The organism is Streptomyces sp. DH24, assembly GCF_029813775.1.
GTDB lineage: Bacteria > Actinomycetota > Actinomycetes > Streptomycetales > Streptomycetaceae > Streptomyces.
The window spans coordinates 1-25,894 of sequence record NZ_JARVKW010000028.1 but is presented as its reverse complement, the minus strand read 5'-3'; the positions used below and the strand labels follow the sequence as shown (position 1 = coordinate 25,894).

The 25,894-nt window shown below is 72.7% G+C and carries 25 protein-coding genes and 1 riboswitch; of the genes, 10 read left to right on the top strand and 15 right to left on the bottom strand.

Annotated elements, in window-relative coordinates; genetic code table 11:
• Positions 1 to 22: 22 nt before the first annotated feature.
• From QC282_RS21965 to QC282_RS21950, 4 genes are all read right to left on the bottom strand, one after another.
• Positions 23 to 871 carry a 1,4-dihydroxy-6-naphthoate synthase gene (locus tag QC282_RS21965; protein WP_279551245.1) on the bottom strand — a complete coding sequence of 283 codons (849 nt, stop codon included), beginning with the start codon at positions 869 to 871 and terminating at the stop codon, positions 23 to 25.
• Positions 861 to 1,574: a futalosine hydrolase gene (locus QC282_RS21960; RefSeq protein WP_279551244.1), complete on the bottom strand. Its 714-nt coding sequence runs from the start codon at positions 1,572 to 1,574 to the stop codon at positions 861 to 863. The genes QC282_RS21965 and QC282_RS21960 overlap by 11 nt, the downstream gene beginning before the upstream one ends.
• Positions 1,544 to 2,017, bottom strand: coding sequence for a DUF2771 domain-containing protein (locus tag QC282_RS21955; RefSeq protein WP_279551243.1), 474 nt, complete (start codon positions 2,015 to 2,017; stop codon positions 1,544 to 1,546). Before QC282_RS21955 ends, QC282_RS21960 begins: the two co-directional genes overlap by 31 nt.
• 113 nt (positions 2,018 to 2,130) lie before the next feature.
• A complete protein-coding gene (locus QC282_RS21950; protein ID WP_279551242.1) occupies positions 2,131 to 3,516 on the bottom strand; it encodes an MFS transporter in 1,386 nt (461 codons plus the stop codon).
• A 435-nt stretch (positions 3,517 to 3,951) separates the two neighbouring features.
• Here QC282_RS21950 and QC282_RS21945 point away from each other — a divergent pair, with 435 nt between their 5' ends.
• Positions 3,952 to 4,875, top strand: a complete 924-nt coding sequence (locus QC282_RS21945; protein WP_279551241.1) for a DUF3027 domain-containing protein — start codon at positions 3,952 to 3,954, stop codon at positions 4,873 to 4,875.
• Positions 4,876 to 4,969: 94 nt separating this feature from the next.
• A complete protein-coding gene (locus tag QC282_RS21940; protein ID WP_279551240.1) occupies positions 4,970 to 6,613 on the top strand; it encodes a DNA repair helicase XPB in 1,644 nt (547 codons plus the stop codon).
• Here QC282_RS21940 and QC282_RS21935 read toward each other — a convergent pair.
• Both QC282_RS21935 and QC282_RS21930 read right to left on the bottom strand, forming a co-directional pair.
• Positions 6,565 to 7,614, bottom strand: a complete 1,050-nt coding sequence (locus tag QC282_RS21935) for a glycosyltransferase 87 family protein (protein ID WP_279551307.1) — start codon at positions 7,612 to 7,614, stop codon at positions 6,565 to 6,567. The genes QC282_RS21940 and QC282_RS21935 overlap by 49 nt on opposite strands.
• 119 nt (positions 7,615 to 7,733) lie before the next feature.
• Positions 7,734 to 7,919: a hypothetical protein gene (locus tag QC282_RS21930; RefSeq protein WP_279551239.1), complete on the bottom strand. Its 186-nt coding sequence runs from the start codon at positions 7,917 to 7,919 to the stop codon at positions 7,734 to 7,736.
• A 374-nt stretch (positions 7,920 to 8,293) separates the two neighbouring features.
• Here QC282_RS21930 and QC282_RS21925 point away from each other — a divergent pair, with 374 nt between their 5' ends.
• On the top strand, positions 8,294 to 10,258 hold the full coding sequence (locus QC282_RS21925; RefSeq protein WP_279551306.1) for a UvrD-helicase domain-containing protein: 1,965 nt from the start codon (positions 8,294 to 8,296) through the stop codon (positions 10,256 to 10,258).
• Positions 10,259 to 10,294: 36 nt separating this feature from the next.
• Here the strand turns inward: QC282_RS21925 and QC282_RS21920 are convergent, their stop codons facing one another.
• Together QC282_RS21920 and QC282_RS21915 are read right to left on the bottom strand one after the other, a co-directional pair.
• The gene (locus QC282_RS21920) at positions 10,295 to 10,987 is read right to left on the bottom strand and encodes a copper homeostasis protein CutC (RefSeq protein WP_279551238.1); all 693 of its coding nucleotides are present in this window, start codon (positions 10,985 to 10,987) and stop codon (positions 10,295 to 10,297) included.
• 216 nt (positions 10,988 to 11,203) lie between these two features.
• The gene (locus QC282_RS21915) at positions 11,204 to 11,884 is read right to left on the bottom strand and encodes a maleylpyruvate isomerase family mycothiol-dependent enzyme (protein WP_279551237.1); all 681 of its coding nucleotides are present in this window, start codon (positions 11,882 to 11,884) and stop codon (positions 11,204 to 11,206) included.
• Between the two features lie 66 nt (positions 11,885 to 11,950).
• On the opposite strand from QC282_RS21915, the gene QC282_RS21910 reads away from it, so the two are divergent.
• Positions 11,951 to 12,613: a hypothetical protein gene (locus QC282_RS21910; RefSeq protein WP_279551236.1), complete on the top strand. Its 663-nt coding sequence runs from the start codon at positions 11,951 to 11,953 to the stop codon at positions 12,611 to 12,613.
• A gap of 27 nt (positions 12,614 to 12,640) precedes the next feature.
• A complete protein-coding gene (locus QC282_RS21905) occupies positions 12,641 to 13,711 on the top strand; it encodes a GNAT family N-acetyltransferase (RefSeq protein WP_279551235.1) in 1,071 nt (356 codons plus the stop codon).
• A 91-nt stretch (positions 13,712 to 13,802) separates the two neighbouring features.
• Here the strand turns inward: QC282_RS21905 and QC282_RS21900 are convergent, their stop codons facing one another.
• Complete coding sequence (locus tag QC282_RS21900; RefSeq protein WP_279551234.1) at positions 13,803 to 14,066, bottom strand: DUF4031 domain-containing protein; 264 nt, start codon at positions 14,064 to 14,066, stop codon at positions 13,803 to 13,805.
• Positions 14,063 to 14,458 (bottom strand): hypothetical protein, encoded by a 396-nt coding sequence (locus QC282_RS21895; protein ID WP_279551233.1) that lies wholly within the window; start codon positions 14,456 to 14,458, stop codon positions 14,063 to 14,065. The genes QC282_RS21900 and QC282_RS21895 overlap by 4 nt, the downstream gene beginning before the upstream one ends.
• Positions 14,459 to 14,514: 56 nt before the next feature.
• Between QC282_RS21895 and QC282_RS21890 the strand changes: the two genes are divergently transcribed.
• The 3 genes from QC282_RS21890 to QC282_RS21880 all read left to right on the top strand — a co-directional run bounded on the left by QC282_RS21890 (position 14,515) and on the right by QC282_RS21880 (position 17,191).
• A complete protein-coding gene (locus QC282_RS21890) occupies positions 14,515 to 15,468 on the top strand; it encodes a MurR/RpiR family transcriptional regulator (protein WP_279551232.1) in 954 nt (317 codons plus the stop codon).
• Between the two features lie 88 nt (positions 15,469 to 15,556).
• Complete coding sequence (murQ, locus tag QC282_RS21885) at positions 15,557 to 16,519, top strand: N-acetylmuramic acid 6-phosphate etherase (protein ID WP_279551305.1); 963 nt, start codon at positions 15,557 to 15,559, stop codon at positions 16,517 to 16,519.
• 102 nt (positions 16,520 to 16,621) lie between these two features.
• Entirely contained in the window at positions 16,622 to 17,191 is a 570-nt protein-coding gene (locus QC282_RS21880) for a hypothetical protein (RefSeq protein WP_279551231.1), read from the top strand.
• A gap of 25 nt (positions 17,192 to 17,216) precedes the next feature.
• Here the strand turns inward: QC282_RS21880 and QC282_RS21875 are convergent, their stop codons facing one another.
• The 5 genes from QC282_RS21875 to thrC all read right to left on the bottom strand — a co-directional run bounded on the left by QC282_RS21875 (position 17,217) and on the right by thrC (position 22,657).
• A complete protein-coding gene (locus QC282_RS21875) occupies positions 17,217 to 18,350 on the bottom strand; it encodes an NADH:flavin oxidoreductase (RefSeq protein ID WP_279551230.1) in 1,134 nt (377 codons plus the stop codon).
• Positions 18,351 to 18,556: 206 nt separating this feature from the next.
• Positions 18,557 to 20,179, bottom strand: a complete 1,623-nt coding sequence (groL, locus tag QC282_RS21870; RefSeq protein ID WP_279551229.1) for a chaperonin GroEL — start codon at positions 20,177 to 20,179, stop codon at positions 18,557 to 18,559.
• A 300-nt stretch (positions 20,180 to 20,479) separates the two neighbouring features.
• Complete coding sequence (locus tag QC282_RS21865) at positions 20,480 to 20,683, bottom strand: cold-shock protein (protein WP_004986573.1); 204 nt, start codon at positions 20,681 to 20,683, stop codon at positions 20,480 to 20,482.
• A 415-nt stretch (positions 20,684 to 21,098) separates the two neighbouring features.
• A complete protein-coding gene (locus QC282_RS21860; RefSeq protein WP_279551228.1) occupies positions 21,099 to 21,377 on the bottom strand; it encodes a MoaD/ThiS family protein in 279 nt (92 codons plus the stop codon).
• Complete coding sequence (gene thrC, locus QC282_RS21855) at positions 21,374 to 22,657, bottom strand: threonine synthase (protein WP_279551227.1); 1,284 nt, start codon at positions 22,655 to 22,657, stop codon at positions 21,374 to 21,376. The genes QC282_RS21860 and thrC overlap by 4 nt, the downstream gene beginning before the upstream one ends.
• 18 nt (positions 22,658 to 22,675) lie before the next feature.
• Positions 22,676 to 22,832, bottom strand: a riboswitch (SAM riboswitch).
• A 166-nt stretch (positions 22,833 to 22,998) separates the two neighbouring features.
• On the opposite strand from thrC, the gene QC282_RS21850 reads away from it, so the two are divergent.
• Positions 22,999 to 23,943, top strand: coding sequence for a glucosyl-3-phosphoglycerate synthase (locus tag QC282_RS21850; protein WP_279551226.1), 945 nt, complete (start codon positions 22,999 to 23,001; stop codon positions 23,941 to 23,943).
• Positions 23,944 to 24,027: 84 nt separating this feature from the next.
• Positions 24,028 to 25,443, top strand: coding sequence for a trehalose-6-phosphate synthase (locus QC282_RS21845; protein WP_279551225.1), 1,416 nt, complete (start codon positions 24,028 to 24,030; stop codon positions 25,441 to 25,443).
• Positions 25,444 to 25,894: the final 451 nt, after the last annotated feature.

Below are 25,894 nucleotides of genomic sequence, written 5' to 3'. Positions count from 1 at the left end.
GAACCGGTAAGGCCTGTCCCGCTCACGGGAAGGCGAGCGCGTTCTGGCCGAGGGGCGGCACCAGCCCCTCGGCCGCCGCACGTGTGAGCAGGCCCCGCACGGCCGCGTAGCCGTCCGCGCCGAGGTCGGCGGTGAACTCGTTGACGTACAGCCCGATGTGCTGGTCGGCGACGGCCGGGTCCATCTCCTGGGCGTGCTCCATGACGTACGGGCGGGAGGCCTCGGGGTCGTCCCAGGCCGCGCGCACGGACGCCCTGATCGAGTCGGCGAGCGTCCGCAGGGTGTCCGCGCCGAGCGACCGCCGGGCGATGATCGCGCCGAGCGGGATCGGCAGACCGGTGGTGTGCTCCCAGTGCTCACCCATGTCGGCGAGCTTGTGCAGGCCGTAGTTCTGGTAGGTGAAGCGCGCCTCGTGGATGACGAGGCCCGCGTCGACCTTGCCGTCACGCACGGCCGGCATGATCTCGTGGAACGGCATGACGACGATCTCACCGACGCCGCCCGGCAGGGTGTCCGCCGCCCAGAGCCGGAAGAGGAGGTACGCCGTCGACTTCTCACTGGGCACGGCGACGGTGCGGCCGGTGAGGTCGGCACCCGCCTCCCGGGTGAGCACCAGCGGACCGCAGCCCCGCCCGAGCGCACCGCCGCAGGGCAGCAGCGCGTACTGGTCCAGCACGTACGGCAGCACCGCGTACGACACCTTCAGCACGTCGGACTCGCCGCGCTCGGCCATGCCGTTGGTGATGTCGATGTCCGCGAACGTCACGTCGAGGGCGGGTGCGCCGGGCACCCGGCCGTGGGCGAGCGCGTCGAAGACGAACGTGTCGTTCGGGCAGGGCGAGTAGGCGGTCCGCAGGGGCTCACTGGTCATGTGGGTTCCAACTCTCCAGGACGGGCGCGAGCTTCCCGAAGCCCTCGGTGAGCGCGGCCAGCGCGTCGCCGACGCGCCAGGCGTCGCGGTCGCGCGGGCCGACCGGGTTGGACACGGCGCGCAGCTCCAGCACGGGGACGCCGTGGGCGGCGGCGGCCTCGGCGACGCCGAAGCCCTCCATGGCCTCGGCGAGGGCACGGGGGTGGCGGGTGCGCAGTTCGGCGGCGCGGGCGGCGGTACCGGTCACCGTGGAGACGGTGAGGACCGTGCCGGTGCGGGCTCCGGTGGCGGCCGCTGCGGCCCGTACGAGGGCCTCGGGCGGGTGGTGGGTGACGACGCCGAAGCCGAGGGCGGTGACCGGCAGGAAGCCGTCGACGGTGTCGGCGCCGAGGTCGGCCGCGGTGATCTCGTCGGCGAGGACGAGGCTGCCGACCGGGGCGTGCGGCGCGAATCCGCCCGCGATGCCCGCGCTGACGACGAGGTCGTAGGGGGCGCCCGCCAGGGCCGCCGTGGTGAGGGCGGTGGCGGTGGCCGCGGCGGCGCGCGCGGGGCCGACGCCGACCGCGAGGACGTCGTGGCGTCCGGGCCCCGGTGCGGGGTGTGCCGGTGCCACCGCGTCCCGTTCCAGGGGGACCGCGGTGGCTACCAGGACACGTGGAGTGGCGGACGTGGTCAGGAGTCCTTCTTCAGCTTGAAGGACCACAGACCGGTGACGTCCTTCTCGCCCTCCTTGATGGAGACCAGGGTCGAGTTGCCCTGGGCGCCGTACTGGGCGTTGAAGAAGACGCTGCCGGGGATCGTGCGGTACGTCTTGGTGCTGGAGTCCGTGAGCGGCTGGCCGTTCATCAGGATGGTCCAGCCCTTGTCGGCGATCTCCGGGTCGACGCCGAAGCGGACGGTCTCGTCCGGGTCGACGGAGATCGACTCGATGTCCGTGTCCTTGAGGCACTTCGAGATGTCGGCGGACTTCAGGGCGTCGCCCGCGCCACCGCAGGTGGCTTCCTCGCTGACCGACGAACTGCCGACGGTCACCGTGGCCAGCGGGGTCGGCTTGTCACACGCCGACAGGACGAGCAGTCCGGCGGATACGGCGCCGGCGGCGGCGACGGCGCGGCGGCGTCGCACAGCGGATTGCAACGTGGTCATGGGCGAAGGCTATCTGGCATGTCCACCCGTCTCCCCACGAGGGGGGCGGCGCGCCGTGCGCGACATGGGGCGGTGGTGCTTCCGGGCCGTGCGGGCCAGGTGTTTTGGCCCTGTCACTCGACCCGGTTGCGGGTCCCGGCGCCGTGGCGCGCCGACGCGACGAGGCCCCGTACCGTCGTCAGCCAGCCCGTGGCCACGATCGCCGCGCCGACCGACAGGCCGAGCGCGCCGATGAGCGGCAGCGCGATGCCGATGGCTCCGCCGAGCACCCACGACATCTGCAGCAGCGTCTCGGAGCGCGCGAACGCCGACGTGCGGACCAGTTCGGGCACGTCGCGCTGGATCAGCGCGTCCAGGGACAGCTTGGCGAGCGCCTGGGCGAACCCGGCGACGGCGGCCAGGCACGCGACCAGGACCGCGCCGAAGAACACCGCGGCGGTGACGGCCGCGCCGAGCACGAGGGCGACGACCGTGACGATGATGATCTCCGGCGCGCGGGACCGCAGCCAGGCGCCCACGGCCGTGCCGATGGCGTTGCCGGTGCCGGCGGCCACGCCCACTATCCCGAGGGACACGGCCGCGCTCTGGCCCGTCATGGGGTGCTCGCGCAGCAGGAACGCGAGGAAGAAGATCAGGAAGCCGGACAGGCAGCGGATCGCGGCGTTGGCGGCGAGGGCGTGCGTAACGGCCGTGCCGACCGTGCGCAGGCCCGGCCGCTTGACGGGTTTGAGGTGCGGCCCGTGCAGGTGCTGTTCGTCGGCGGCGAGCAGGGCGGTGTCCTCGCCCTTCGCGGAGTCGACCTTGGGCGGCAGCGTGAACGACAGGATCGTGCCCGCGACGAAGATCACAAACGCGCCGTAGAGGGGCCAGCGCGGGCCGATCTGCTGGAGGCCGGCGCCGATGGGCGCGGCGATGCCGGTGGCGAGCAGGCCGCCCAGGGTGACCCGCGAGTTGGCTTTGACCAGGGAGAACTGGGGTGGCAGGAGACGCGGCACGACGGCGCTTCTGACGACGCCGTACGCCTTGGACGCGACGAGCACGCCGAGGGCGGCGGGGTACAGCTCGATGCCGCCGGTGACGACGGCGCCCGACAGGACGAGGGCGAGGAGGGCGCGGGCGAGCATGGCGCCGGCCATGGCGGCGCGGCGGCCGTGCGGGATGCGGTCGAGGAGGGGGCCGATCACCGGGGCGAGGAGGGTGAAGGGCGCCATGGTGATGCCGAGGTAGAGGGCGACACGGCCGCGGGCCTCGTCGGTGGGCACGGAGAAGAAGACGGTGGAGGCGAGGGCCACGGTGATCATGACGTCGCCGGCGCCGTTCACGCCGTGCAGTTCGATGAGTTTGCCGAGGCCGGATTCGCCGGCGCCGTGGGCGTGGGTGGCGCGGCGGATCTGCCGGGCCGTTCCGGTGACCGGGAAGTGCAGGACGCGGGCGATCGAGCGGAACGGGCCGCGCGGCCGGCCCGTTCCGCTGAGTCCGCTGGTCCCCTTCAGTGCCACCTCGTCATAGTGCCCCGAGATGGCGGGGGGTAGTGCGGATACGGCCCGGATGGGTGCGGCCTTCCCGGCCAGGTGGGTGGGTCGGGGGTGCGGGGGTGCGGCGTGGGCCGCCGCGGATTGCGCGCCTCCGTCCGCCTTCCCGTCCGGGGTTCTCGCAACGCCGTCACCTCGGTCGTGACGCCGGTGAAAGTCACGCGCAGGCCTCCAACCGTCCCGTCGGTGTATGCCGAGCGCACGCGAACAGGTAGCGTGCCTGGTGCGCCGTGGCGAACGTTCTCGGCCGCGCGCCTCACGGCCATACCGCAGAATGGATGGCGTAGGTGCGCCCGAGCGCGATCGGACGCGGACGTCGACGCGGCCCCCCGGTTCCGCTCCGTCCGCTCCGCCGCCGGTGTGGCGCACCCGTGAGACGGCGTATGGAGAGAAGCGATACCTGTGAGCGCAGCGACAACGCGAAGCCGCACCCCTGACCGCCTGTGCGCCGAGGCCGTCGACCTCGCCCGCGCCGCCGCCGAGGAGGCCGCCGCGCCCGGCGTGGTCGGCGAGCACGTGGAGCTGGTCTCCGAGGGGGACCGGGTCGTCACGCACTTCTTCCAGTGCATGGAGCTCGGGTACCGCGGCTGGCGCTGGGCCGTGACCGTGGCCCGCGCCTCCCGCGCCAAGATCGTCACGGTGGACGAGGCGGTGCTGCTGCCCGGTCCGGACGCGCTGCTGGCCCCGGAGTGGGTGCCGTGGAGCGAGCGGCTGCGGCCCGGCGACATGGGCCCCGGCGATCTGCTGCCGACCGACGCCGAGGACCTGCGGCTGGAGCCCGGCTGGACCGGCGAGGACGAGCCGGTGGCCGGTTCCGCCGTCTCGGAGGAACTGGCCGAGCTGGTGGAGGCGGAGGACGCCGAGGTCACGGCCGGACCCCCGGCGACCCTGGTGCCGCCGTCGCGCGGCTCGATCTCGGCGATCGCCGAGGAGCTGGGCATGGGCCGGGCCCGGGTGCTGTCCCGGTACGGGCTGCACACCGCCGCCGACCGCTGGGAGGAGGCCTTCGGGCCCAAGACGCCCATGGCGCAGGCCGCCCCCGCCGCCTGTGTGAGCTGCGGTTTCCTCGTACGGATCGGGGGGTCGCTGGGGCAGGCCTTCGGAGTGTGCGCCAACGAGTTCTCGCCCGCCGACGGGCGTGTCGTCTCGCTGGCCTACGGCTGCGGCGGGCACTCGGAGGCCGCCGTCATGCCCAAGCCGCCGCAGCCCGCGCCGCCGGTCATCGACGAGACCCGCGTGGACCCGTTCCCGCTGCGGCCCGCGTCCGACTCGGGGTCGGTGCCGGTCACGGAGGACGCGTCGACGGCGGAGCTCGGCCACTCGTAGCCCCTCGGCTGTGGCGTACGCCCCACCGGGATCGGCCCGGGTTGAGGCACACTGGACGTTTGGCCGTGCCGGGCATCCAGAAAGGCAGCCGCGCGTGAATGGTCCGCTCATCGTCCAGTCCGACAAGACCCTGCTCCTCGAGGTCGACCACGAGCGGGCGGACGACTGCCGTCGGGCCATCGCGCCGTTCGCGGAGCTGGAGCGGGCGCCGGAGCACATCCACACCTACCGGGTGACACCGCTCGGCCTGTGGAACGCCCGCGCGGCCGGTCACGACGCCGAGCAGGTCGTGGACGCGCTCGTGGAGTACAGCCGGTACCCGGTGCCGCACGCGCTGCTGGTCGACATCGCCGAGACCATGGACCGCTACGGGCGGCTCAGTCTCGTGAAGCACCCGGCCCACGGGCTGGTGCTCTCGACCACCGACCGGCCCGTGCTGGAGGAGGTCCTGCGGTCCAAGCGGGTCGCGCCGCTCGTCGGGGCCCGGATCGATCCCGACACCGTGGCCGTGCACCCCTCCGAGCGCGGGCAGATCAAGCAGGTGCTGCTGAAGCTGGGCTGGCCCGCCGAGGACCTCGCCGGGTACGTGGACGGCGAGGCGCACGCCATCGAGCTGGAGGAGAACGGCTGGGCGCTCAGGCCGTACCAGAAGCAGGCCGTGGAGAACTTCTGGCACGGCGGCTCCGGTGTGGTCGTACTGCCCTGCGGCGCCGGAAAGACGCTGGTCGGGGCCGGGGCGATGGCGCAGGCCCGGTCGACGACGCTGATCCTCGTCACGAACACCGTGTCCGCCCGGCAGTGGAAGCACGAGCTGATGAAGCGGACGTCGCTGACCGAGGAGGAGATCGGCGAGTACAGCGGCACCAAGAAGGAGATCCGCCCGGTCACCATCGCCACGTACCAGGTGCTGACGACCAAGCGGAAGGGCGTCTACCCGCACCTGGAACTGTTCGACTCGCGGGACTGGGGGCTCATCCTCTACGACGAGGTGCACCTGCTGCCCGCGCCCGTGTTCAAGTTCACGGCCGATCTCCAGGCCCGGCGGCGGCTCGGGCTCACGGCGACGCTGGTGCGGGAGGACGGCCGGGAGTCGGACGTCTTCTCGCTGATCGGGCCGAAGCGGTTCGACGCGCCGTGGAAGGAGATCGAGGCGCAGGGCTACATCGCGCCCGCCGACTGCGTCGAGGTGCGGGTCAACCTCACCGACTCCGAGCGGCTCGCGTACGCGACCGCCGAGACGGAGGAGAAGTACCGCTTCTGCGCCACGACCGCCACCAAGCGGAAGGTGACGGAGACGATCGTCCGCCGCTTCGCCGGGCAGCAGATCCTCGTGATCGGCCAGTACATCGACCAACTGGACGAGCTGGGTGAGCACTTGGACGCGCCCGTCATCAAGGGCGAGACGTCCAACACGCAGCGGGAGAAGCTGTTCGAGGCGTTCCGGCAGGGCGAGATCTCCGTCCTGGTGGTGTCCAAGGTCGCCAACTTCTCGATCGACCTGCCGGAGGCCACGGTCGCCATCCAGGTGTCGGGCACCTTCGGGTCGCGGCAGGAGGAGGCGCAGCGGCTCGGGCGGGTGCTGCGGCCGAAGGCGGACGGGCACCAGGCGCACTTCTACTCGGTCGTCGCCCGCGACACGGTCGACCAGGACTTCGCCGCCCACCGCCAGCGCTTCCTGGCGGAGCAGGGCTACGCGTACCGGATCGTCGACGCGGACGAGCTCCTCGCGGAGAGCTGAGCGGCGCACACCGCCAGCAGGGCGAGGCCCAGCAGCGGGTACGGGGACGCGAGCGGCTGCTGCCACCACGGCAGCCGCAGGTCCAGGTCGCCCTCGTGGGGCAGCAGCCACATCGTGCGGGCCGCGAAGAGGACGGCCACGGCGGCGGCGAGCCGGGTGCGGCCCTCGGCCCACAGCACGGCGAGGAGCGGTACGCACCAGACCCAGTGGTGGGACCAGCTGATCGGGGAGACCAGCAGGGCCGTGCAGGCCGCGAGCAGGACGCCGTGCCGGTCGTCGGCGGTGCGGCGGGCCAGCCACAGGCCGGCGAGGGCGACGGCCGCCGCCGTGACGGCCCAGGCCGGGCCGGGTGCCGGGTCGCCCAGGAGACGGGCGGTCATCCCCTGGAGGGACTGGTTGTCGACGATCCACGCCTTGCCGACGCGGCCGGTCTCGTAGAGGCGGCGGGTCCAGAAGTCGAGGGCGGCGGCGGGCAGGGCGAGGCCGCCCACTGCGACCGTCCCGGCGAAGGCGGCGGTCGCCGTGGCCGCCTCCCGGTACCTGCGGCGCAGCAGCAGATACGCGACGAAGACGGCCGGGGTGAGCTTGACGCCGGCCGCGACGCCGATGGCGGCGCCCCTGAGGCGGGCGCCGGGAGGCCGGGTCAGGTCCCACAGCACCAGGCAGGCGAGGGCCAGGTTGATCTGGCCGAACAGGACGGTCTGGAAGACGGGTTCGAGCCACAGGGCCAGGGCGGTGGCGGCGCACAGCGCCGGGAGGGTGAGCGGCTTTCCCGCGAAGCGGGCGGAGAGGCGGACCAGGCAGGCGGTCAGGAGCACGTTCCCGGCGAGGAAGACCGCCTTGAGGGCGGGGACCGGGAGCCAGGTCGTCGGGACGAACAGCAGCGCCGCGAACGGCGGGTAGGTGGCGGGCAGCCGCCACTCGGTCACGGTGAAGCCGTACAGGTCTCCGCCGCGGGCGGCGGCACGGCCCTCGGCCCGGTAGACCAGCACGTCGGCCATGGGGGTCCGCTGTGCGGCGCACAGGGCGGCGAGGGCGGCGACGGAGACGGCGCAGAGGGCGAGGAGGAGGACGGCGGGCGCGGAGGGTGAGCGGCGGGCCACGCGGGGACCCTAGTGGCTCACCGGCGGCGCACGCCCGCCTCCTCGCCGTACTCGCCGAGGATCACGACGTTGAACGCCGCTCCCACGAACACCTTGACGGCTCGCAGCGCGTCGCCGAGGCGGTGGTGGTGGCTGCCCCGCAGCGCGGTGGCGCCGGAGGGCCGGGGGGCTCCGGGAACGGGGGTGACGGTTGCTGCGCTCATGTCTCCATGGTGGGTTCCGCCGGGCGGGCGGGCATCGGCCCATGGTCCCAACCTGCGGGGCGTGCGGTCCCTCCGGAGACGGACACCGCCCCGGAGACGGGGGGACCTCGCCCCCTAGGGGACGACGCGGCGCGGTGGGGAAATCCATTCGCCTCCGCCTCCCCCGCTCACCTAGAATCTCCGCTCTTGCCCGCCTCCCCTCACGGAGCGCCGCCGACCGGACGGAAACCGGCCGGCAAGTCCCGGCTGCCGCGCAGCCCGTCGCGATTCGTCCCGCAGGTTCCCCCGGAGGCACCCCCTTGTCCACGCCCGTCGACGACCCCCTGTCCCGCGAGCGCGAGCACCTCGCCGCGTCCCGTGCCGCCCTGCGTGCCATGCGCGCGGACGTCGAGTCGCTCGACATCCGCGACGTCACCGCGAACTGGGTCAACGCGCAGATCCTCCAGCGCCAGATCGAGGACCGCGTCAAGGCGCTGGCCGACCTCAGCGACACCCCGCTGTTCTTCGGGCGCCTCGACTACCTGCACGCCCCCGGTGCCGAGCAGGCCGAGGGCGCGGAAGGGGAGCGCTTCTACATCGGGCGGCGGCACGTGCACGACGCCGACGGCGACCCGATGGTCATCGACTGGCGCGCGCCGGTGTCGCAGCCGTTCTACCGGGCGTCCAGGAAGGACCCCATGGACATCGCGCTGCGGCGCCGCTTCGGCTACACGGGCGGCGATCTCACGGCGTACGAGGACGAGCACCTGTCGGACCCGGCCGAGGCGGCCACCGGCAGCAAGCTGCTCCAGCAGGAGATCGAACGGCCGCGCGTCGGACCGATGCGGGACATCGTCGCCACGATCCAGCCCGAGCAGGACGAGATCGTCCGCTCCGGGCTGTCCGGCACGGTGTGCGTGCAGGGCGGCCCCGGCACCGGGAAGACGGCCGTCGGCCTGCACCGGGTCGCCTACCTGCTGTACGCCCACCGCGAGCGCCTGGCCCGCACCGGCACCCTCGTCATCGGGCCGAACAGGTCCTTCCTGCACTACATCGAGCAAGTGCTCCCGGCGCTGGGAGAGTTGAGCGTGCAGCAGGCGACCGTCGACGACCTCGTGGCCCATGTGGAGGTGCGCGGCACGGACGACGCGGGCGCCGCGGTGATCAAGGGCGACGCGCGGATGGCCGAGGTGCTGCGCCGGGCGCTGTACTCGCACGTGAGCATGCCCACCGAGCCGGTCGTGGTGGTGCGCGGCTCCCGCCGCTGGCGCGTCCCGGCGTACGAACTGGAGGAACTGGTACGCCAGTTGCTGGACCGCGACATGCGGTACGGCGCCGCCCGCGACGCCCTGCCGCAGCGCGTCGCGCACGCCGTGCTGGTGCAGATGGAGCGGGCCGGTGAGGCGCCGGACGACCGGGTGCAGGACGCGGTGGCCCGCAACAGCGCGGTGAAGGCGGCCGTGAAGGCGGTCTGGCCGGCCGTGGAACCGGCGAAGCTCGTGCTGCGGCTGCTGACGGACGCGGACTTCCTCGCCGAGCACGCGGACGGCGTCCTCACCGCCGAGGAGCAGAAGGCGATCCTGTGGGCGCGCCCGGTGCGGTCGGTGAAGTCGGCGAAGTGGTCGCCGGCGGACGCGGTCCTGATCGACGAGGCGGCCGACCTGATCCAGCGCACGCACTCCCTCGGGCACGTCGTCCTGGACGAGGCGCAGGACCTGTCCCCCATGCAGTACCGGGCCGTCGGCCGCCGCTGCACCACCGGCTCGGCGACCGTGCTCGGCGACCTCGCGCAAGGCACCACGCCCTGGGCGACCCGCAGCTGGCAGGAGGCGCTGACCCATCTGGGCAAGGACGACGCCGTGATCGAGGAGCTGACGGCGGGCTTCCGCGTCCCGACGGACGTCATCGCCTACGCCTCCCGCCTGCTGCCGCACATCGCGCCGGGCCTGACCCCCGTCGCGTCGATCCGCGAGAACCCGGGCTTCTTCGAGATCCGCCAGATCACGGACCCGGCCGAGACCGTCGCCGCCTGCGCGGAGCTGCTGCGCCACGAGGGCTCGACGGGCCTGATCGCCGCCGACGCCCACGTCGAGACCCTCGGGCGGGCCCTCACCGCGGCCGGCGTCCGGTACCTGTCGCCGGGCGAGGAGACGACCCCGGACGTCCGTCTGACCCTGGTCCCGGCCTCCCTGGCGAAGGGCCTGGAGTACGACTACGTGGTCCTGGACGAGCCGGGGGCCGTGGTCATGGGCGAACCGGACGAGCCGACGGGGCTGCGCCGCCTGTACGTGACGCTGACCCGAGCGGTCTCGGGCCTGATCGTGACGCACCGGGCTCCGCTGCCGCCGCAGCTGGGGTGACGGCCGAGCGCCCGCCGCCCCACCCGCGGTGACGGGCTAGGCCGCGTCCAGTACCCGCCGCCACTCGGCCACGGCCTCCGTCGACACGGGGCCCTCCCAGCCCTCCGGCCGGGCCGCGCCGCCGATGTGGAAGCCGTCGATCCCCGCGGCCAGCAGCCGCGGCACGTGGTCGAGCCGCAGCCCTCCGCCCACCAGGAGCTGCTGCTCGTAGCCGGGCTCTCCGCGCCGTCCCGCCTCGGCGAGCAGCGTGGGGAGGCCGTCGTCGACGCCGGCCGGCGAGCCCGCCGTGAGGTACGTGTCGAGGCCCGGCAGATCGGCGAGCTGCTTGCGCAGCGCGTCCCGGTCGGCGGCGCGGTCGATCGCCCGGTGGAACGTCCACCGGCAGTCGCCCAGCGCCGCGACGACCCCCTCCACCGCCGACAGGTCCACGTCGCCGTCCGCGGCGAGGAAGCCGAGGACGAACTCCTCGGCGCCCGCCTCCCGCATCTCCCCGGCCACCGTCACGAGCCGCTCGACGTCCCCCGCCGCGAACCCGTCCGCGAGCCGCAGCATCACCCGCACCGGGATGCCGACGGCGTCGCGGACGCCGGCGACGGTGCGGGCCGACGGGGTGAGCCCGTCGGCCGCCATGTCGGTGACCAGCTCCAGTCGGTCCGCGCCTCCGGCCTGGGCGGCGACCGCGTCCTCGACGCCGAGGGCGATCACCTCCAGGACTGCACGCTTGCTCATGGGACCCCATTCGGTTGGACGGTTACAGGTCTAGTCCAATCCAAGACTACGCCGCCCCACGCCGAGATCCACTCCCCCGGCCGCCGAAGCTCCGCTCACCGCGGGAAACCGCTCCACCCGCGGAAGCAGGCCCACCCACCGAGCAGGCCCACCCACTGAAGCCGTTCACCCACCGAAGCCCGCCCACCAGCCGAAGCCCTTCACCACCAAGGCCCTTCACCCGCCGAAGATGTTCAGCTCCCCCGCTTCCGCCCCGGCCAGCTCGAAGCCGCCCCCGTCCACCGGCCGCCCCGCGTACAGCCGAACCAGCGTCGCGGCGTCCCCGAGGTACCGGGCCGGCGGCTGCTCCCCGCTCACCTCGCCCAGCACCACCGGCTCGTCCACGTCGTCCAGGTCGGCGTGCACCGCCGGATGGCCCCGCTCCCGGGTCACGCGGGCCAGCAGCTCCAGCGCGTACGGCAGCCCGGCCCCGGCGTACGCCCCCGGCACCCCGAGGACGTCGCGTACGTCACCGGCGTGCACCCACTCGCCCAGCGCGACGGCGTCGAGCGGCCCGCCCGCCTCGGCGATCGCCGCCCCGGCCTCAGTCATGCCGCGCTCCAGCTCGTCGACCACCTGCGCGTTCGTCCAGTCGGCCCGCTCGGCGATGTCCCGGTCGTTCGACTCGGGCGAGAACACGCCCGGCTCGAAGCGGTTCTCCACCACCCGCGTCAGCGCGGCCGAACAGTGCGCGAGCACGTCCCGCACGGTCCAGCCGGGACACGCCCTGGTCGCCCGCGCGAAGTCCGCGTCGGCCAGCGACCGCAGCAGCGGGATCAGCTCGTCCCGCTCGACGGCCAGGAGCCGCCCGGGCAGTTCGGGGTCGCGTACGTTCTGCGTATCTGCGGAAGTCGTCATGCCGACCACGCTAGTGCGGGCCCCGGATGTTCGGGGGAACGAGCGCGCCGGGTGAACAATGACCCCATGGCCGACCTCGACGCCCTCCGCGCCCGCTTCGTCCGCGCCCTGGAAGGAGCCCGCGGCCCCGCCGACCGCCCGGACCCGGCGCGGTACCCGGACCCGGCGCCGTACGCCGACAACCTGCTCGGCCGGTGGCAGGAGCCGCAGCGCCGCTATCACACGCTCGCCCACCTCACGGCGGTCCTCGACCACGTCGACCGGCTCCAGGAGTACGCGGACGACGCCGACGCGGTGCGGCTCGCCGCGTGGTTCCACGACGCCGTGTACCTGCCCGAGCGCTCAGAGAACGAGGAACGGTCGGCCCGGCTCGCCGAGCGCGCGCTGTCCGAGGCCGGCGTGTCCGCCGCGAAGACCGCCGAGGTGGCCCGGCTGGTCCGGCTGACCGCCGGGCACGACCCGGCGGACGACGACCGCGACGGGCAGGTGCTGTGCGACGCCGACCTGGCGAGCCTGGCGTCGCCGCCGTCCGCGTACGCCGCCTACACGGCCGCCGTGCGCGAGGAGTACCACTTCGTCCCGAACGACGCCTTCCGCGCGGGCCGCTCCGACGTCCTGCGCCAACTCCTCGCCCTGCCCCGCCTGTTCCACACCCCGTACGGCCGCGAGAAGTGGGAGGCGACCGCGCGCTACAACCTCACCGCCGAGCTGGAAATGCTGTCGCTCTGACGGGGCCGGGGCCGTACCCTGCCCGGCATGCGAGACATCGGCGCGGAACAGGTGGAACAGGCCGTCGCGGGCACCGTGGCGCTGCTGCGGACGGTGACGGAACGGGACTGGTCGGCGGTACCTGCCGGTCACCTGGAGCGGGACTGCCACCGGACGGTGGTGCACATCGCCGACGACCTGATCGCGTACGCGGGCCAGCTCGCGAGCCGGGCGCGGAACACGTACGTGCCCTTCGAGATCAGCCTGGAGGACGGCACCGACAACGCGGGCCTCCTGGACGTCGTCGAGACGACGGGCGCCCTGCTGGCCGCCGCGGTGCGCACCGCGCCGCGCTCGGCGCGCGCCTTCCACCCGTACCCGTTCCGCAGCGCGAACCGCGAGGGCTTCGCCGCGATGGGCGTGGCGGAGGTCCTGCTGCACACCCACGACGTCGCGCAGGGGCTGGGGCTGGCGTACGAACCGCCCGCGGAGCTGGGCGAGTTCGTGCTGCGGCGGATCTTCCCGCACGTCCGGCCCGGCGCCGACCCCTGGCGCACCCTGCTGTGGGCGACCGGCCGCGCCGACCTGGACGGCCGGGAGCCGGTCACCGAGTGGCGCTGGTCCAACAACCACGTGATCCCCGCCGACCGGCTCGCCCTGGAGGGCGTCACGCCCGCCTCGGCCGCCGATCTCGCCGCCGGCGGCGACGGCGGTTTCGACTGGCTCGGCGGGGGCCCGGCCGAGGGCACCCGGGTCGGGGCCGAGCTGGTGGTGGGCAAGCAGTACGAGGCGGGCACGCACCGGCCGGAGTGGGGCATGTACGCGCTGGTGCGCCACGAGGACGACGCCGCTCTCGGCGCCCTCGGCTTCCACGGCGTGCCGGACGAGTCGGGCCGCGTCGAGGTCGGCTACGACCTGGTGGAGCCTGCCCGCGGCCACGGCTACGCCACGGAGGCGCTGCGCGCGCTGACGGCGTGGGCGCTCGCGCAGGACGCGGTACGGGTGGTGACCGCCCGCGTCGACCTGGGCAACGCGGCCTCCCAGCGGGTACTGGAACGCGCCGGCTTCGGACGTGTGGCGCAGGACGCCGAGAACTGCACGTACGAACGGCGCGGCTAGACCGGGCCCGCGACGTGGCGTCGTCCCCGGAGCGGCAGGCGCCACTTCGCGGACGCGGACGCCCGGGCCGGGGTCCGGCGGACCGCAGGGCTCAGGCGCGTCCCTTCGGCCGGCGCAGGCCCGCCCCGGTCAGCAGCCGCACCACGTCCCGGCTGCTGACCTCGACCGCGCCGGCGGCCACCGCGTCCGCGTACCGGTGCGAGGGAATGTCGTAGTGGTCCCGCTCGAAGGCCCGGCGCGGGACGCCCAACCGCTCGGCGAAGGCGTGCAGTTCCTCGTACGACACGTCGCTGACCAGGTGGGACCACATCCGGCCGTGTCCGGGCCAGGTCGGCGGGTCGATGTAGACCGTCACGAGGACGGCGCCCCGCCGGCCGCCGTGCCCAGCGCGCCCACCGCGGCCACCTTCACGCCGGCCTTGTGGCACACCCAGTGCGGGTCGGGTCCGAGTTCGGGTTCGACGTCGAGCGCGTGCGGGTCGCCGGAGCCGCACACCGGGCACAGCGGCCAGCGGCCGTACCGGTCGAGCAGCGCGTCCTGCACGTCCTGGGCGACCAGCCCGGCCAGGTACGCCAAGCCCTCCGGCCACTGCTCGACCCACCAGCGCCGCTGCGTCACCGACTCCTCGACCAGGGAAACCACGTCCGCCTCGGCCACCTCGCGCGCGATCAGATCGGCGAGCACCAGGGCGCGTGCGGCGTGCAAAGCCTGCTCCAGCGGGCTGACGGGGTTGCCGGTGGGGTTCATAGCACCCATTGTGCGCACTCTTGACCGGACCGCCGAACCGAAAATATCTTTCAAAGGTGACCCAGCATGTGAAGGAAATTTTCGCAACCGAGCGCGGCGGCCCCGGCGGTTCCGGCGCCAACCCGCCCGCGCCCGCCGCCCTCGCCGCCAAGGTTCGCACGCTTGCGCCGTCGATGACCCGCTCCATGCAGCGCGTCGCCGAGGCCGTCGCGAGCGACCCGGCCGGCTGCGCCGCGCTCACGGTCACCGGCCTCGCCGAGCTCACCGGCACCAGCGAGGCCACGGTCGTCCGCACGGCCCGCCTGCTCGGCTACCCCGGCTACCGCGACCTGCGCCTGGCCCTCGCCGGGCTCGCCGCGCAGCAGCAGTCCGGCAGGGCGCCCGCGATCACGACGGACATCGCCGTGGACGACCCGATCGCGGACGTCGTCGCCAAACTCGCCTACGACGAGCAGCAGACCCTCGCCGACACGGCGGCCGGACTCGACACCGTGCAGCTCGGCGCGGCCGTCGCCGCCCTGGCCGCCGCCCGCCGCACCGACGTGTACGGCGTGGGCGCCTCCGGCCTGGTCGCCCAGGACCTCACCCAGAAGCTCCTGCGGATAGGCCTGATCGCGCACGCGCACAGCGACCCGCACCTCGCCGTCACCAACGCGGTGCAGCTGCGTTCCGGCGACGTGGCCATCGCGATCACGCACTCCGGTTCGACGGGAGACGTCATAGAGCCGCTGCGCGTGGCCTTCGAGCGCGGCGCGACGACCATCGCGATCACCGGCCGGCCCGACGGCTCCGTCACCCAGTACGCGGACCACGTCCTCACCACGTCCACGGCCCGGGAGAGCGAGCTGCGCCCCGCGGCCATGTCGTCCCGGACCAGTCAGCTCCTCGTGGTGGACTGCCTGTTCGTGGGGGTGGCGCAGCGGACGTACGAGTCGGCGGCGCCCGCCCTGTCCGCCTCGTACGAGGCGCTGGCCCACCGCCACCGCCCGCGCGGCGGCACCCAACGCTAGACCGGGCCACCGTCCGCTCGTCTCCCGCACCCCCCTCAGCCAGCCGTACGCACGAGAGACACGAGAGAGCCGCCGCCCCATGACCCCCATGTCCGAGAACATGTCCGCCGACAGGTCCGACAACAGGTCCGACGACCGCGATCTCAGGGCCCAGCTGGAGACCCTGCCGACCGAGGCGTTCCGTCCGGACCTCGCCGACATCGACCGGTTGCCCACCCTCGACATCGCCCGGCTGATGAACGGCGAGGACGCCACCGTCGCCGCCGCCGTCGCCGACCGCCTGCCGCAGATCGCCGCCGCCATCGACGCCGTCGCCGAGCGGATGGCGCGGGGCGGCCGGCTGGTCTACGCGGGCGCGGGCACGGCGGGCCGGCTGGGCGTGCTCGACGCCTCCGAGTGCCCGCCGACGTTCAACACGGACCCCTCGCAGGTCGTCGGCCTGATCGCGGGCGGCCCGACGGCCATGGTGACGTCCGTGGAGGGCGCGGAGGACTCCAAGGAGTTCGCGCGGGACGACCTGGACGCGATCGGGGTGAGCGCCGCCGACACGGTGGTCGGCATCTCCGCGTCCGGCCGCACCCCGTACGCGGTCGGCGCCGTCGAGCACGCCCGCGCGCTGGGTGCCCTGACCATCGGCCTGGCCTGCAACCCGGACAGCGCGCTGGCGTCCGCCGCCGAGCACGGCATCGAGATCGTCGCCGGACCCGAGCTGATCACCGGCTCCACCCGCCTGAAGGCCGGCACGGCACAGAAGCTGGTCCTCAACATGATCTCGACGATCACGATGATCCGGCTGGGCAAGACGTACGGGAACCTGATGGTCGACGTCCGCGCCTCCAACGAGAAGCTGCGTGCCCGCTCCCGCCGTATCGTCGCGCTGGTGACGGGCGCCACGGACGAGGAGATCGAGGCGGCCCTCACGGCCACCGACGGCGAGGTGAAGAACGCGATCCTGACCATCCTCGCCGGCGTCGACGCCCAGGCCGCGTCCCGGCTGCTGGCGGAGTCGGACGGGCACCTGCGCACGGCGCTGGCCCGCGCGGGGGGCTGACCCCGGATCGACAAACGCGCCCGATGCGCGGAGTCTGGTGTCCCGCGCGCCCCGCGCGGGTGCCGCAGATGACCGTCAGCCCGAGGACGTACCCGACCCGCCATGAACCACGCCCAGCTCACCGCCCTAGGCCGTGCCCTCCGTCTGCTCGGGGAGCACGGCGAGGCGTTGAACGCCGACACGCCCGACGCCAAGCTGCACGAGGTCAAGGCCGACCTGCGGCGGGCGCTGGACCTGCTCGACGAGACCGTCACGGGAGGGGCGCCCACCACCCGCTGCCCCGAGCACCCGAGCGGGCCCGTCGACACGGCCGCCCCCGACCTGTGCCTGCTGTGCGAGACGCGGCGCCGGGCCGCCCGCCGGGCCGAGTACGGCGGCGGCGCCCCGCAGGCCCGGCCCGCCGGGCCCGCGCCGTCCCGGTACGGCGTGCGCGGGGACCGGCCGCAGCCCCAGCAGCGGTGGCTGCCGGAGCTGTGGAACGGGCGGGAGTGGCAGCTGTGCGGCACGCCCCGCCGGGACCGGCGGGAGGCCGAGGCGTACATCGCCGCCCAGCTGCGCGCGCCCCGGTCGGCGATGGCGTACCGGCTCGTGCACGAGTTCACCGACTACGAGGTGCTGCGGGTGTGGGGCACACCGGTCCGGGTCGACACCGAACCGATGGGCAACCTGTAGCCGGCCCGCCCCGGCCCGCGCGGGCTCAGCTCAGCGTCTTGAGCGCCGCCGGGTCGTACGGCGCCAGCTCCTCCAGGCGGCCGGCGAGGACCTTCTGCGCCCACAGCGGGTCCTGGAGCAGGGCGCGGCCGACGGCGACGAGGTCGAACTCGTCGCGCTCCAGCCGGTCGAGGAGGTCGTCGAGGGCGCCGACGTCCGCGCCCTCGCCCTGGAAGGCCTTGATGAAGTCGCCGTTCAGACCGACCGAGCCGACCGTGAGGGTGGCCTTGCCGGTGAGCTTCTTCGTCCAGCCGGCCAGGTTGAGGTCCGAGCCCTCGAACTCCGGCTGCCAGTAACGGCGCGTGGACGCGTGGAAGGCGTCGACACCGGCCGCGGCGAGCGGCGCGAGGATCGCCTCCAGCTCCTCGGGCGTCTCGGCGAGACGGGCGTCGTAGGCGTCCTGCTTCCACTGCGAGTAGCGGAAGATGACCGGGAAGCCGGGCGACACGGCCTCGCGGACGGCGGCCACGATCTCCGCGGCGAACTTCGTCCGGGCCACCGGGTCGCCGCCGTAGGCGTCGGTGCGGCGGTTGGTGCCCGCCCACAGGAACTGGTCGATGAGGTAACCGTGGGCGCCGTGCAGCTCCACGCCGTCGAAGCCGATGCGCTCGGCGGCAGCGGCGGCCTCGGCGAACGCGCCGACGACGGCGTCCAGATCGGCCTGCGTCATGGCCCTGCCGGTGGGCTCGTCCTCGCCGATGCGCAGACCGGAGGGGCCGACGGCGGGGGCGTCCGGGAAGGGCGGCTCGCCCGGTCGGCGGACCATCCCGATGTGCCACAGCTGCGGCACGATGCGGCCACCGCCCGCGTGCACCGCCTCGGCGACCTTCGCCCAGCCCGCGAGCTGTTCCTCGCCGTGGAAGCGCGGCACGCGGTCGCTCTGCCCGGCCGACTCGTGGCCGACGTAGGTGCCCTCGGTGACGATCAGACCGACTCCGGCGGCGGCGCGGCGGCCGTAGTACGACGCGACGTCCTCGCCGGGCACGCCGCCCGGGGAGAACATGCGGGTCATGGGCGCCATCGCGATGCGGTTCGGGACGGTCATGCCGTTGACGGCGACCGGGCGGGAGAGGATCTCGGCGGCGCGGGAGGCGGCGGTCTCGGTGACGGGGACGGCCATGTGGGGCTCCTCGGAGTGAAGGCTGACCAGCTGGTATGTGCACACGCATTGAAGCGCACCACAGCCCTCAACCGCCGCGCCGGACACGGCATTCCGAGGCCCCGCCGGACCCTTTTGTGATCCCGGACACGCCCGAGGGCGGCACCCCCTGACGTACAGGGAGTGCCGCCCTCGGTCCTGACGGACGGGTCCGATCCTCGTGAGGATCAGAAGTCCATGTCACCGCCCGGCATGCCGCCACCGGCGGGCGCGGCGACCTTCTCCGGCTTGTCGGCGATGACGGCCTCGGTGGTGAGGAACAGCGCGGCGATCGACGCGGCGTTCTGCAGCGCGGAGCGCGTCACCTTGGCCGGGTCGATGATGCCTTCCTTGACCAGGTCGACGTACTCGCCGGTCGCGGCGTTCAGGCCGTGGCCCGGGGTCAGGTTGCGCACCTTCTCCACCACGACACCGCCCTCGAGGCCGGCGTTGACGGCGATCTGCTTCAGCGGGGCTTCCAGGGCCAGCTTCACGGCCTGGGCACCGGTCGCCTCGTCGCCCTCCAGCTCCAGCTTCTCGAAGACCTGGGAGGCCTGCAGCAGGGCCACGCCACCACCGGCGACGATGCCCTCCTCGACGGCCGCCTTGGCGTTGCGCACGGCGTCCTCGATGCGGTGCTTGCGCTCCTTGAGCTCCACCTCGGTGGCGGCACCGGCCTTGATGACCGCGACACCGCCGGCGAGCTTCGCCAGGCGCTCCTGCAGCTTCTCGCGGTCGTAGTCCGAGTCGCTGTTCTCGATCTCGGCGCGGATCTGGTTCACGCGGCCCTGGACCTGGTCGGCCGAGCCCGAACCGTCGACGATGGTGGTCTCGTCCTTGGTGATGACCACCTTGCGGGCCTTGCCCAGCAGGTCGAGGGTGGCGTTCTCCAGCTTGAGGCCGACCTCCTCGGAGATGACCTCGCCGCCCGTGAGGATGGCGATGTCGCCGAGCATGGCCTTGCGGCGGTCGCCGAAGCCCGGGGCCTTGACGGCGACGGACTTGAAGGTGCCGCGGATCTTGTTGACGACCAGGGTCGACAGGGCCTCGCCCTCGACGTCCTCGGCGATGATCAGCAGCGGCTTGCCGGACTGCATGACCTTCTCGAGGAGCGGCAGCAGGTCCTTGACGTTGCTGATCTTCGAGTTGGCGATCAGGATGTACGGGTCGTCGAGGACGGCCTCCATACGCTCCATGTCGGTGGCGAAGTACGCCGAGATGTAGCCCTTGTCGAAGCGCATACCCTCGGTGAGCTCCAGCTCCAGACCGAAGGTCTGGGACTCCTCGACGGTGATGACGCCTTCCTTGCCGACCTTGTCCATGGCCTCGGCGATGAGCTCGCCGATCTGGGTGTCGGCGGCGGAGATGGAGGCCGTGGAGGCGATCTGCTCCTTGGTCTCGACGTCCTTCGCCTGCTCCAGCAGGGCGGCGGAGACGGCCTCGACGGCCTTCTCGATGCCGCGCTTCAGGGCCATCGGGTTGGCGCCGGCCGCGACGTTGCGCAGGCCTTCCTTGACCAGGGCCTGGGCGAGAACGGTCGCGGTGGTCGTACCGTCACCGGCGACGTCGTCCGTCTTCTTGGCGACTTCCTTGACCAGCTCGGCGCCGATCTTCTCGTACGGGTCCTCGAGCTCGATCTCCTTGGCGATGGAAACACCATCGTTGGTGATCGTGGGGGCGCCCCACTTCTTCTCGAGGACGACGTTGCGACCCTTGGGGCCGAGCGTCACCTTGACGGCGTCCGCGAGCTGGTTCATGCCGCGCTCGAGGCCGCGCCGCGCCTCCTCGTCGAACGCGATGATCTTGGCCATGTGAAGTGGTCCCTCCAGGACTGGGGGTGATTACTTCGGACCGCGCCCGCGCCCGCGACGGACGGCCCCGGCCGGTGGTTCCTTGCCCCACCCGGCCCGTGGCCTCACCGACCCGGTCCTTACGTTGTCACTCTCACCTTCAGAGTGCTAACGCCAATGATTAGCACTCGCCCCGTCCGAGTGCAAGGTGCGCCCTCGATGCGGACTCGCCCGGGACCGGTGTCCGGGCACGGCGAAGGGCCCGTACCCGGAGGTACGGACCCTTCGCCTGAAGACCGGTGTGCGGTGGTCGCGCGCGTGTCAGGCAGTGACGCGGACCATGTCGGCCTGCGGGCCCTTCTGACCCTGCGAGATCTCGAACTCGACCCGCTGGCCCTCTTCCAGGGTGCGGTAGCCGTCCATCTGGATCGCGCTGTAGTGGACGAAAACATCCGCACCACCGTCGACCGCGATGAAGCCGTACCCCTTCTCCGCGTTGAACCACTTGACGGTGCCCTGAGCCATGCCTAACTCCCCTATTACTGGCCCTTGCACAGATCCACACTTCGCGGACCCGGGTCAGACCTCACCCCCCACGGTGGGGGTGTGCGCCGGAACGCGTCGACCGCGGCCGAATGTATCTGTCCAACTGCCGTCTGCAACAGGTCAATCGGACGAGAAATCTGGACGGACACGGTCCGGAATGTGGCGAGAATTCGCCCGAATTCAGGGCAAGTCGGGCCCCACAAAAGGCACGAAAGTCGCAAAGAAGCCACACACTTTGGCTACTTCTCATCGCATGCGGAACCGGAACTCATATGCGCTTGGCATACGGATCACATCCGGTTCCCCAACTCTACCGTGCTCAACCATGCAGAATTGCCCCCTCCGTTTCTCTCACGGAGGGGGCAATTCGAGGAACGGTTCGTGATCGCGGCGCTCAGCAGCCGCCGGCGACCGCCGGGATGATCGACACGCCGGCGCCGTCGGGCGTCGCGGTGTCCAGGCCCTGCTCGAAGCGGACGTCGTCGTCGTTGACGTACACGTTCACGAAGCGGCGCAGCCTGCCCTGGTCGTCCAGGACGCGGGCGGCGATGCCGGTGTGGTTCTTCTCCAGATCGGCGATGACCTCGCCGAGGGTCGCGCCCTCGGCGGCGACCTCGGCCTGCCCGCCGGTGTAGGTGCGCAGGATGGTGGGGATGCGAACGGTCACGCTCATGCGAGGCCAGCCTCTCGGAAGGAGTCCAGGTTCGGGCGGATGGTGGCGGTGAGGCCGGTGCCGGCCACCGCGTCGAGGGTCTTGAGGCCGTCGCCGGTGTTCAGCACGACGGTCGTCAGCGTCGGGTCCAGGACGCCGTTCTCGATCAGCTTGCGGGTGACGCCCACGGTCACGCCACCGGCGGTCTCCGCGAAGATGCCCTCCGCCCGCGCGAGCAGCTTGATCGCGTCGACGACCTGCTCGTCGGTGACGTCCTCCACGGCCCCGCCGGTCCGCCGCGCGATGTCGAGCACGTACGGCCCGTCGGCCGGGTTGCCGATGGCGAGCGACTTGGCGATGGTGTTCGGCTTCTGCGGACGCACCACGTCATGACCCGCCTTGAAGGCGGCGGAGACCGGCGAACAGCCCTCGGCCTGCGCACCGAAGATCTTGTACGGCCTGTCCTCGACGAGACCGAGCTCGATCAGCTCCTTGAGACCCTTGTCGATCTTCGTGAGCTGCGAGCCGGACGCGATCGGCACCACGAGCTGGTCGGGCAGCCGCCAGCCGAGCTGCTCGCAGATCTCGTACGCCAGGGTCTTGGACCCTTCCGCGTAGTAGGGCCGCAGGTTGACGTTGACGAAGCCCCAGCCCTCGCCGGCCGGGTCGCCGATCAGCTCGGAGCAGAAGCGGTTCACGTCGTCGTAGTTGCCCTCGATGCCGACGAGCTCGCCGCCGTAGACCGCGGCCATGACGACCTTGCCCTGCTCCAGGTCGTGCGGGATGAACACGCAGGAGCGGAAGCCCGCGCGGGCGGCGGCGGCACCGACGGCACCGGCCAGGTTGCCGGTGGAGGAGCAGCTCAGCGTCGTGAAGCCGAAGGCGCGGGCGGCCTCCAGGGCCTGCGCGACGACCCGGTCCTTGAAGGAGTGCGTCGGGTTGCCGGAGTCGTCCTTGACGAACAGCTTGCCGGGGTCGACGCCCAGCTCGCGGGCGAGGTTGTCGGCCTGGACGAGCTTGGTCCAGCCGGGGTTGATGTTCGGCTTGTCCGCCACGTCGGCCGGGACGGGCAGCAGCGGCGCGTAACGCCAGATGTTCGCGGGACCCGCCGTGATGCGCCGCCGGAGCTCCTCGGTGTCGTACGCCGAGAAGTCGTAGGCGATCTCCAGCGGGCCGAAACACTCCTCGCAGGCGAAAACCGGGCCGAGAGGCACACGGTGACCGCACTCGCGACAGGAAAGCGCCGCGGCGGGACCGAGGTCGACGGAATTCGTGGTGCTTGCAACAGTCTGCACAGCCATGTGAGGCGAGGCCCTTTCTCCTCATCTTCCTCACGACGCATCTCGCCGTGAGACGGATTTGGCACCTTCCCTAGCCGGGAGCCTCGCGGAGAGCGATCGACAATGATCTACGAGACCGGCTGGAGGGTTGCCGGGGCTTCATCGGGCCGTTTCCCTCTGCCCCTCTGGATGAGCTGTATGTGGTTGTTGATCAACGGACGACGGGGTCGTGACCCCCGACATGCGATGGTCATCCGCGTTGTTCAAGACTGTAACCGAAGGCCAGGACAGTTGAGATAGTCGTCCGAACCGCGAGATGGGTCACACCGGCTCGCCGAGAGAACGCAGAGGAGCCACCGACCGTGCTGGAAGAAGTCGAGCGCTGGCTGACTGCACGCTCCTGGTCCGTGTCCGACCGCCCGCTCCACCAGCTGCTGTCCGCGAAGCGCGCCACGGGGCAGTCGGTGAGCGTCGTCCTGCCCGCGCTGAACGAGGAGGAGACCGTCGGCGACATCGTCGCCGCGATCCGCCGCGACCTGATGCGCGAGGCGCCGCTGGTGGACGAGATCGTCGTCGTCGACTCGGGGTCCACCGACCGCACCTCCGAGGTGGCCGCCGCGGCGGGCGCGACCGTGGTGCACCGCGACGAGATCCTGCCCCGCATACCGGCCGTCCCCGGCAAGGGCGAGGTGCTGTGGCGCTCGCTGCTGGTCACGCGGGGGGACATCGTCTGCTTCGTGGACGCCGACCTCAGGGACTTCTCCTCCGACTTCGTCTCGGGCATCGTCGGCCCGCTGCTCACGGACCCGGACGTGGACCTGGTCAAGGCGATGTACGACCGCCCCCTCGGCTCGGCGGCCGGCCAGGGCGGCCGGGTCACCGAACTGATGGCCCGGCCCCTGCTGAACATGCACTGGCCGCAGCTGGCGGGCTTCGTCCAGCCCCTCGGCGGCGAGTACGCGGCCCGCCGCGGCCTGCTGGAACAGCTGCCGTTCCCCGTCGGCTACGGCGTGGAACTGGGCATGCTCGTCGACGCCCTGCACCTGGTCGGCCTCGACGCGCTGGCCCAGGTCGACGTCGGCGTGCGCAAGCACCGCCACCAGGACGGCCAGGCGCTGGGCCGGATGTCCGCCGCGATCTACCGCACGGCCCAGCTCCGGCTGGCCCGCGGCCATCTGGTCCGCCCCGCCCTCACCCAGTTCGAACGTGGCGAGGACGGCTTCGAGCCACGCACGTTCTCGGTCGACACGGAGGAACGCCCGCCGATGGTGGAGATCGCCGAGTACGCCGAACGGAAAGTCGCGTGAGGCCCGGACAGCGGCCCGTATACGACCGGCCACGCGGCCGAACCGTACGTTTGAGCGTTTCCCGGCCGGGCTAGGTTGAGGCTTATGGCTTCAACGCAGGCTGCTGGTCAGGGTGCCCGGGTGCTGGTCGCGTCCAATCGCGGCCCGGTCTCGTACGACGTGCGCGAGGACGGCTCGCTGCACGCGAGACGCGGCGGCGGCGGGCTGGTCTCCGGACTCTCCGCGATCGGCTCCGACGCGGACGCGCTGTGGGTGTGCTCGGCACTGTCCGACGGCGACCGCGAGGCGGTACGGCGCGGGGTCGGCGAGTCCGGGGTGCGGATGCTGGACATCGCGGCCGACGTGCACGCCGACGCGTACAACGGCATCGCCAACTCCGTGCTGTGGTTCGTGCACCACATGCTCTACCAGACCCCGCTGGAACCGGTCTTCGACGCGGAGTTCCGCCGCCAGTGGGCGTCGTACGAGGCGTACAACCGCGCTTTCGCCGAGGCACTCGCGCACGAGGCGGCCGACGGCGCGTCGGTGGTGGTCCAGGACTACCACCTCACGCTCGTCCCCGGCATGCTCCGCGACCTGCGCCCGGACCTGAGGATCGGCCACTTCTCGCACACGCCGTGGGCACCGCCGGAGTACTTCCGGATGCTGCCCGACGACATCGCCGCCCAGGTCCTGCGCGGCATGCTGGGCGCCGACCGCCTCGGCTTCCTCACCCGGCGCTGGGCGGACGCGTTCACGGCATGCTGCGAGGCGTTCGCGGACGGGCTCGGGAACACCCGGATCGGCGTGCACGGCCTGGGAGTCGACGCGGACTTCCTGCGCACGCGGGCGCACGAGGCGGACGTCGAGGAACGCATCGCGGGCCTGCGCGACGAGATCGGCACGGCGCCCGACGGCACGCCGCGCCGCACGATCGTCCGCGTGGACCGCACGGAACTGTCGAAGAACATCGTCCGGGGCCTGCTGGCCTACCGGCAACTGCTGGCGGACCACCCGGAATGGCGGGAACGGGTCGTGCACGTCGCCTTCGCCTACCCCTCGCGGCAGGACCTCGCGGTGTACCGGGAGTACACGGCGGAGGTGCAGCGGGTCGCGGACGAGATCAACTCGGCCTTCGGCACGCCCGGTTGGACGCCGGTCGTCCTGCACGTCAAGGACGACTTCGCCCGCTCGCTTGCGGCGTACCGGCTGGCCGACGTGGCCCTGGTGAACCCCATCCGCGACGGCATGAACCTGGTGGCGAAGGAGATCCCGCTGCTGTCCGACGGCGGCTGCGCGCTGGTGCTGTCGCGGGAGGCGGGGGCGTACGAGGAACTGGGCGAGGACGCGGTGGTGGTGAACCCGTACGACGTGGTCGGTACGGCCGGGGCACTGCACGAGGCGTTGACGATGCCGGTGGGCGAGCGGGCCGAGCGGGCGAAGCGGTTGTCGGCGGCGGCGACGGCGTTGCCGCCCACGCGGTGGTTCCTGGACCAGCTGAACGCGCTGCGCGACGGATAGCCGACCACGCGGCCGCGTTGACGGGCCGCCGCCCCTTCCCGACCCAGCGGTCGGCCCCGCGGCCCGGCGCCGACGGGCCGCCGCCCCTTCCCGCACCCGACGGTTGGCCACGCACCCCGGCGTTGACGGGTTGCCGCCCCTTCCCGCACCCGACGGTTGGCCACGCACCCCGGCGTTGACGGGTTGCCGCCTGCGCCCACCCGTGCCGCCCCAGCGGCACGACTGCCCGCAGCTGGGCGGGACGGGTGCCCGCAGCTGGGCGGGACGGCTGGGCGGGACGGGTGCCCGCAGCTGGGCGGCGCGGCTGGGCGGGACGGCTGCCCGCAGCTGGGCGGCGCGGCTGGGCGGGACGGGTTTCCGTGGCTGGGTGGGACAGTCGGCGGCGTACGGGAGTGGGGCGTGGGGGTGTGGTGCGGCCCGCCGCTTAGCCGGCTACCACCCGGCGGTGCCC

What these genes read in the sequence shown, in the direction of transcription:
- QC282_RS21875 (WP_279551230.1), bottom strand. Translation starts at nt 18,350, where the DNA reads ATGGCCGTCCCCGTCACCGAGACCGCCGCCTCCCGCGCCGCCGAGATC.
- thrC (WP_279551227.1), bottom strand. Translation starts at nt 22,657, where the DNA reads ATGGCTGTGCAGACTGTTGCAAGCACCACGAATTCCGTCGACCTCGGT.
- murQ (WP_279551305.1), top strand. Translation starts at nt 15,557, where the DNA reads ATGTCCGAGAACATGTCCGCCGACAGGTCCGACAACAGGTCCGACGAC.
- QC282_RS21860 (WP_279551228.1), bottom strand. Translation starts at nt 21,377, where the DNA reads ATGAGCGTGACCGTTCGCATCCCCACCATCCTGCGCACCTACACCGGC.
- QC282_RS21965 (WP_279551245.1), bottom strand. Translation starts at nt 871, where the DNA reads ATGACCAGTGAGCCCCTGCGGACCGCCTACTCGCCCTGCCCGAACGAC.
- QC282_RS21935 (WP_279551307.1), bottom strand. Translation starts at nt 7,614, where the DNA reads ATGGCCGACGTGCTGGTCTACCGGGCCGAGGGCCGTGCCGCCGCCCGC.
- QC282_RS21915 (WP_279551237.1), bottom strand. Translation starts at nt 11,884, where the DNA reads ATGACGACTTCCGCAGATACGCAGAACGTACGCGACCCCGAACTGCCC.
- groL (WP_279551229.1), bottom strand. Translation starts at nt 20,179, where the DNA reads ATGGCCAAGATCATCGCGTTCGACGAGGAGGCGCGGCGCGGCCTCGAG.
- QC282_RS21865 (WP_004986573.1), bottom strand. Translation starts at nt 20,683, where the DNA reads ATGGCTCAGGGCACCGTCAAGTGGTTCAACGCGGAGAAGGGGTACGGC.
- QC282_RS21880 (WP_279551231.1), top strand. Translation starts at nt 16,622, where the DNA reads ATGAACCACGCCCAGCTCACCGCCCTAGGCCGTGCCCTCCGTCTGCTC.
- QC282_RS21955 (WP_279551243.1), bottom strand. Translation starts at nt 2,017, where the DNA reads ATGACCACGTTGCAATCCGCTGTGCGACGCCGCCGCGCCGTCGCCGCC.
- QC282_RS21925 (WP_279551306.1), top strand. Translation starts at nt 8,294, where the DNA reads ATGCGCGCGGACGTCGAGTCGCTCGACATCCGCGACGTCACCGCGAAC.
- QC282_RS21910 (WP_279551236.1), top strand. Translation starts at nt 11,951, where the DNA reads ATGGCCGACCTCGACGCCCTCCGCGCCCGCTTCGTCCGCGCCCTGGAA.
- QC282_RS21845 (WP_279551225.1), top strand. Translation starts at nt 24,028, where the DNA reads ATGGCTTCAACGCAGGCTGCTGGTCAGGGTGCCCGGGTGCTGGTCGCG.
- QC282_RS21905 (WP_279551235.1), top strand. Translation starts at nt 12,641, where the DNA reads ATGCGAGACATCGGCGCGGAACAGGTGGAACAGGCCGTCGCGGGCACC.
- QC282_RS21895 (WP_279551233.1), bottom strand. Translation starts at nt 14,458, where the DNA reads ATGAACCCCACCGGCAACCCCGTCAGCCCGCTGGAGCAGGCTTTGCAC.
- QC282_RS21920 (WP_279551238.1), bottom strand. Translation starts at nt 10,987, where the DNA reads ATGAGCAAGCGTGCAGTCCTGGAGGTGATCGCCCTCGGCGTCGAGGAC.
- QC282_RS21930 (WP_279551239.1), bottom strand. Translation starts at nt 7,919, where the DNA reads ATGAGCGCAGCAACCGTCACCCCCGTTCCCGGAGCCCCCCGGCCCTCC.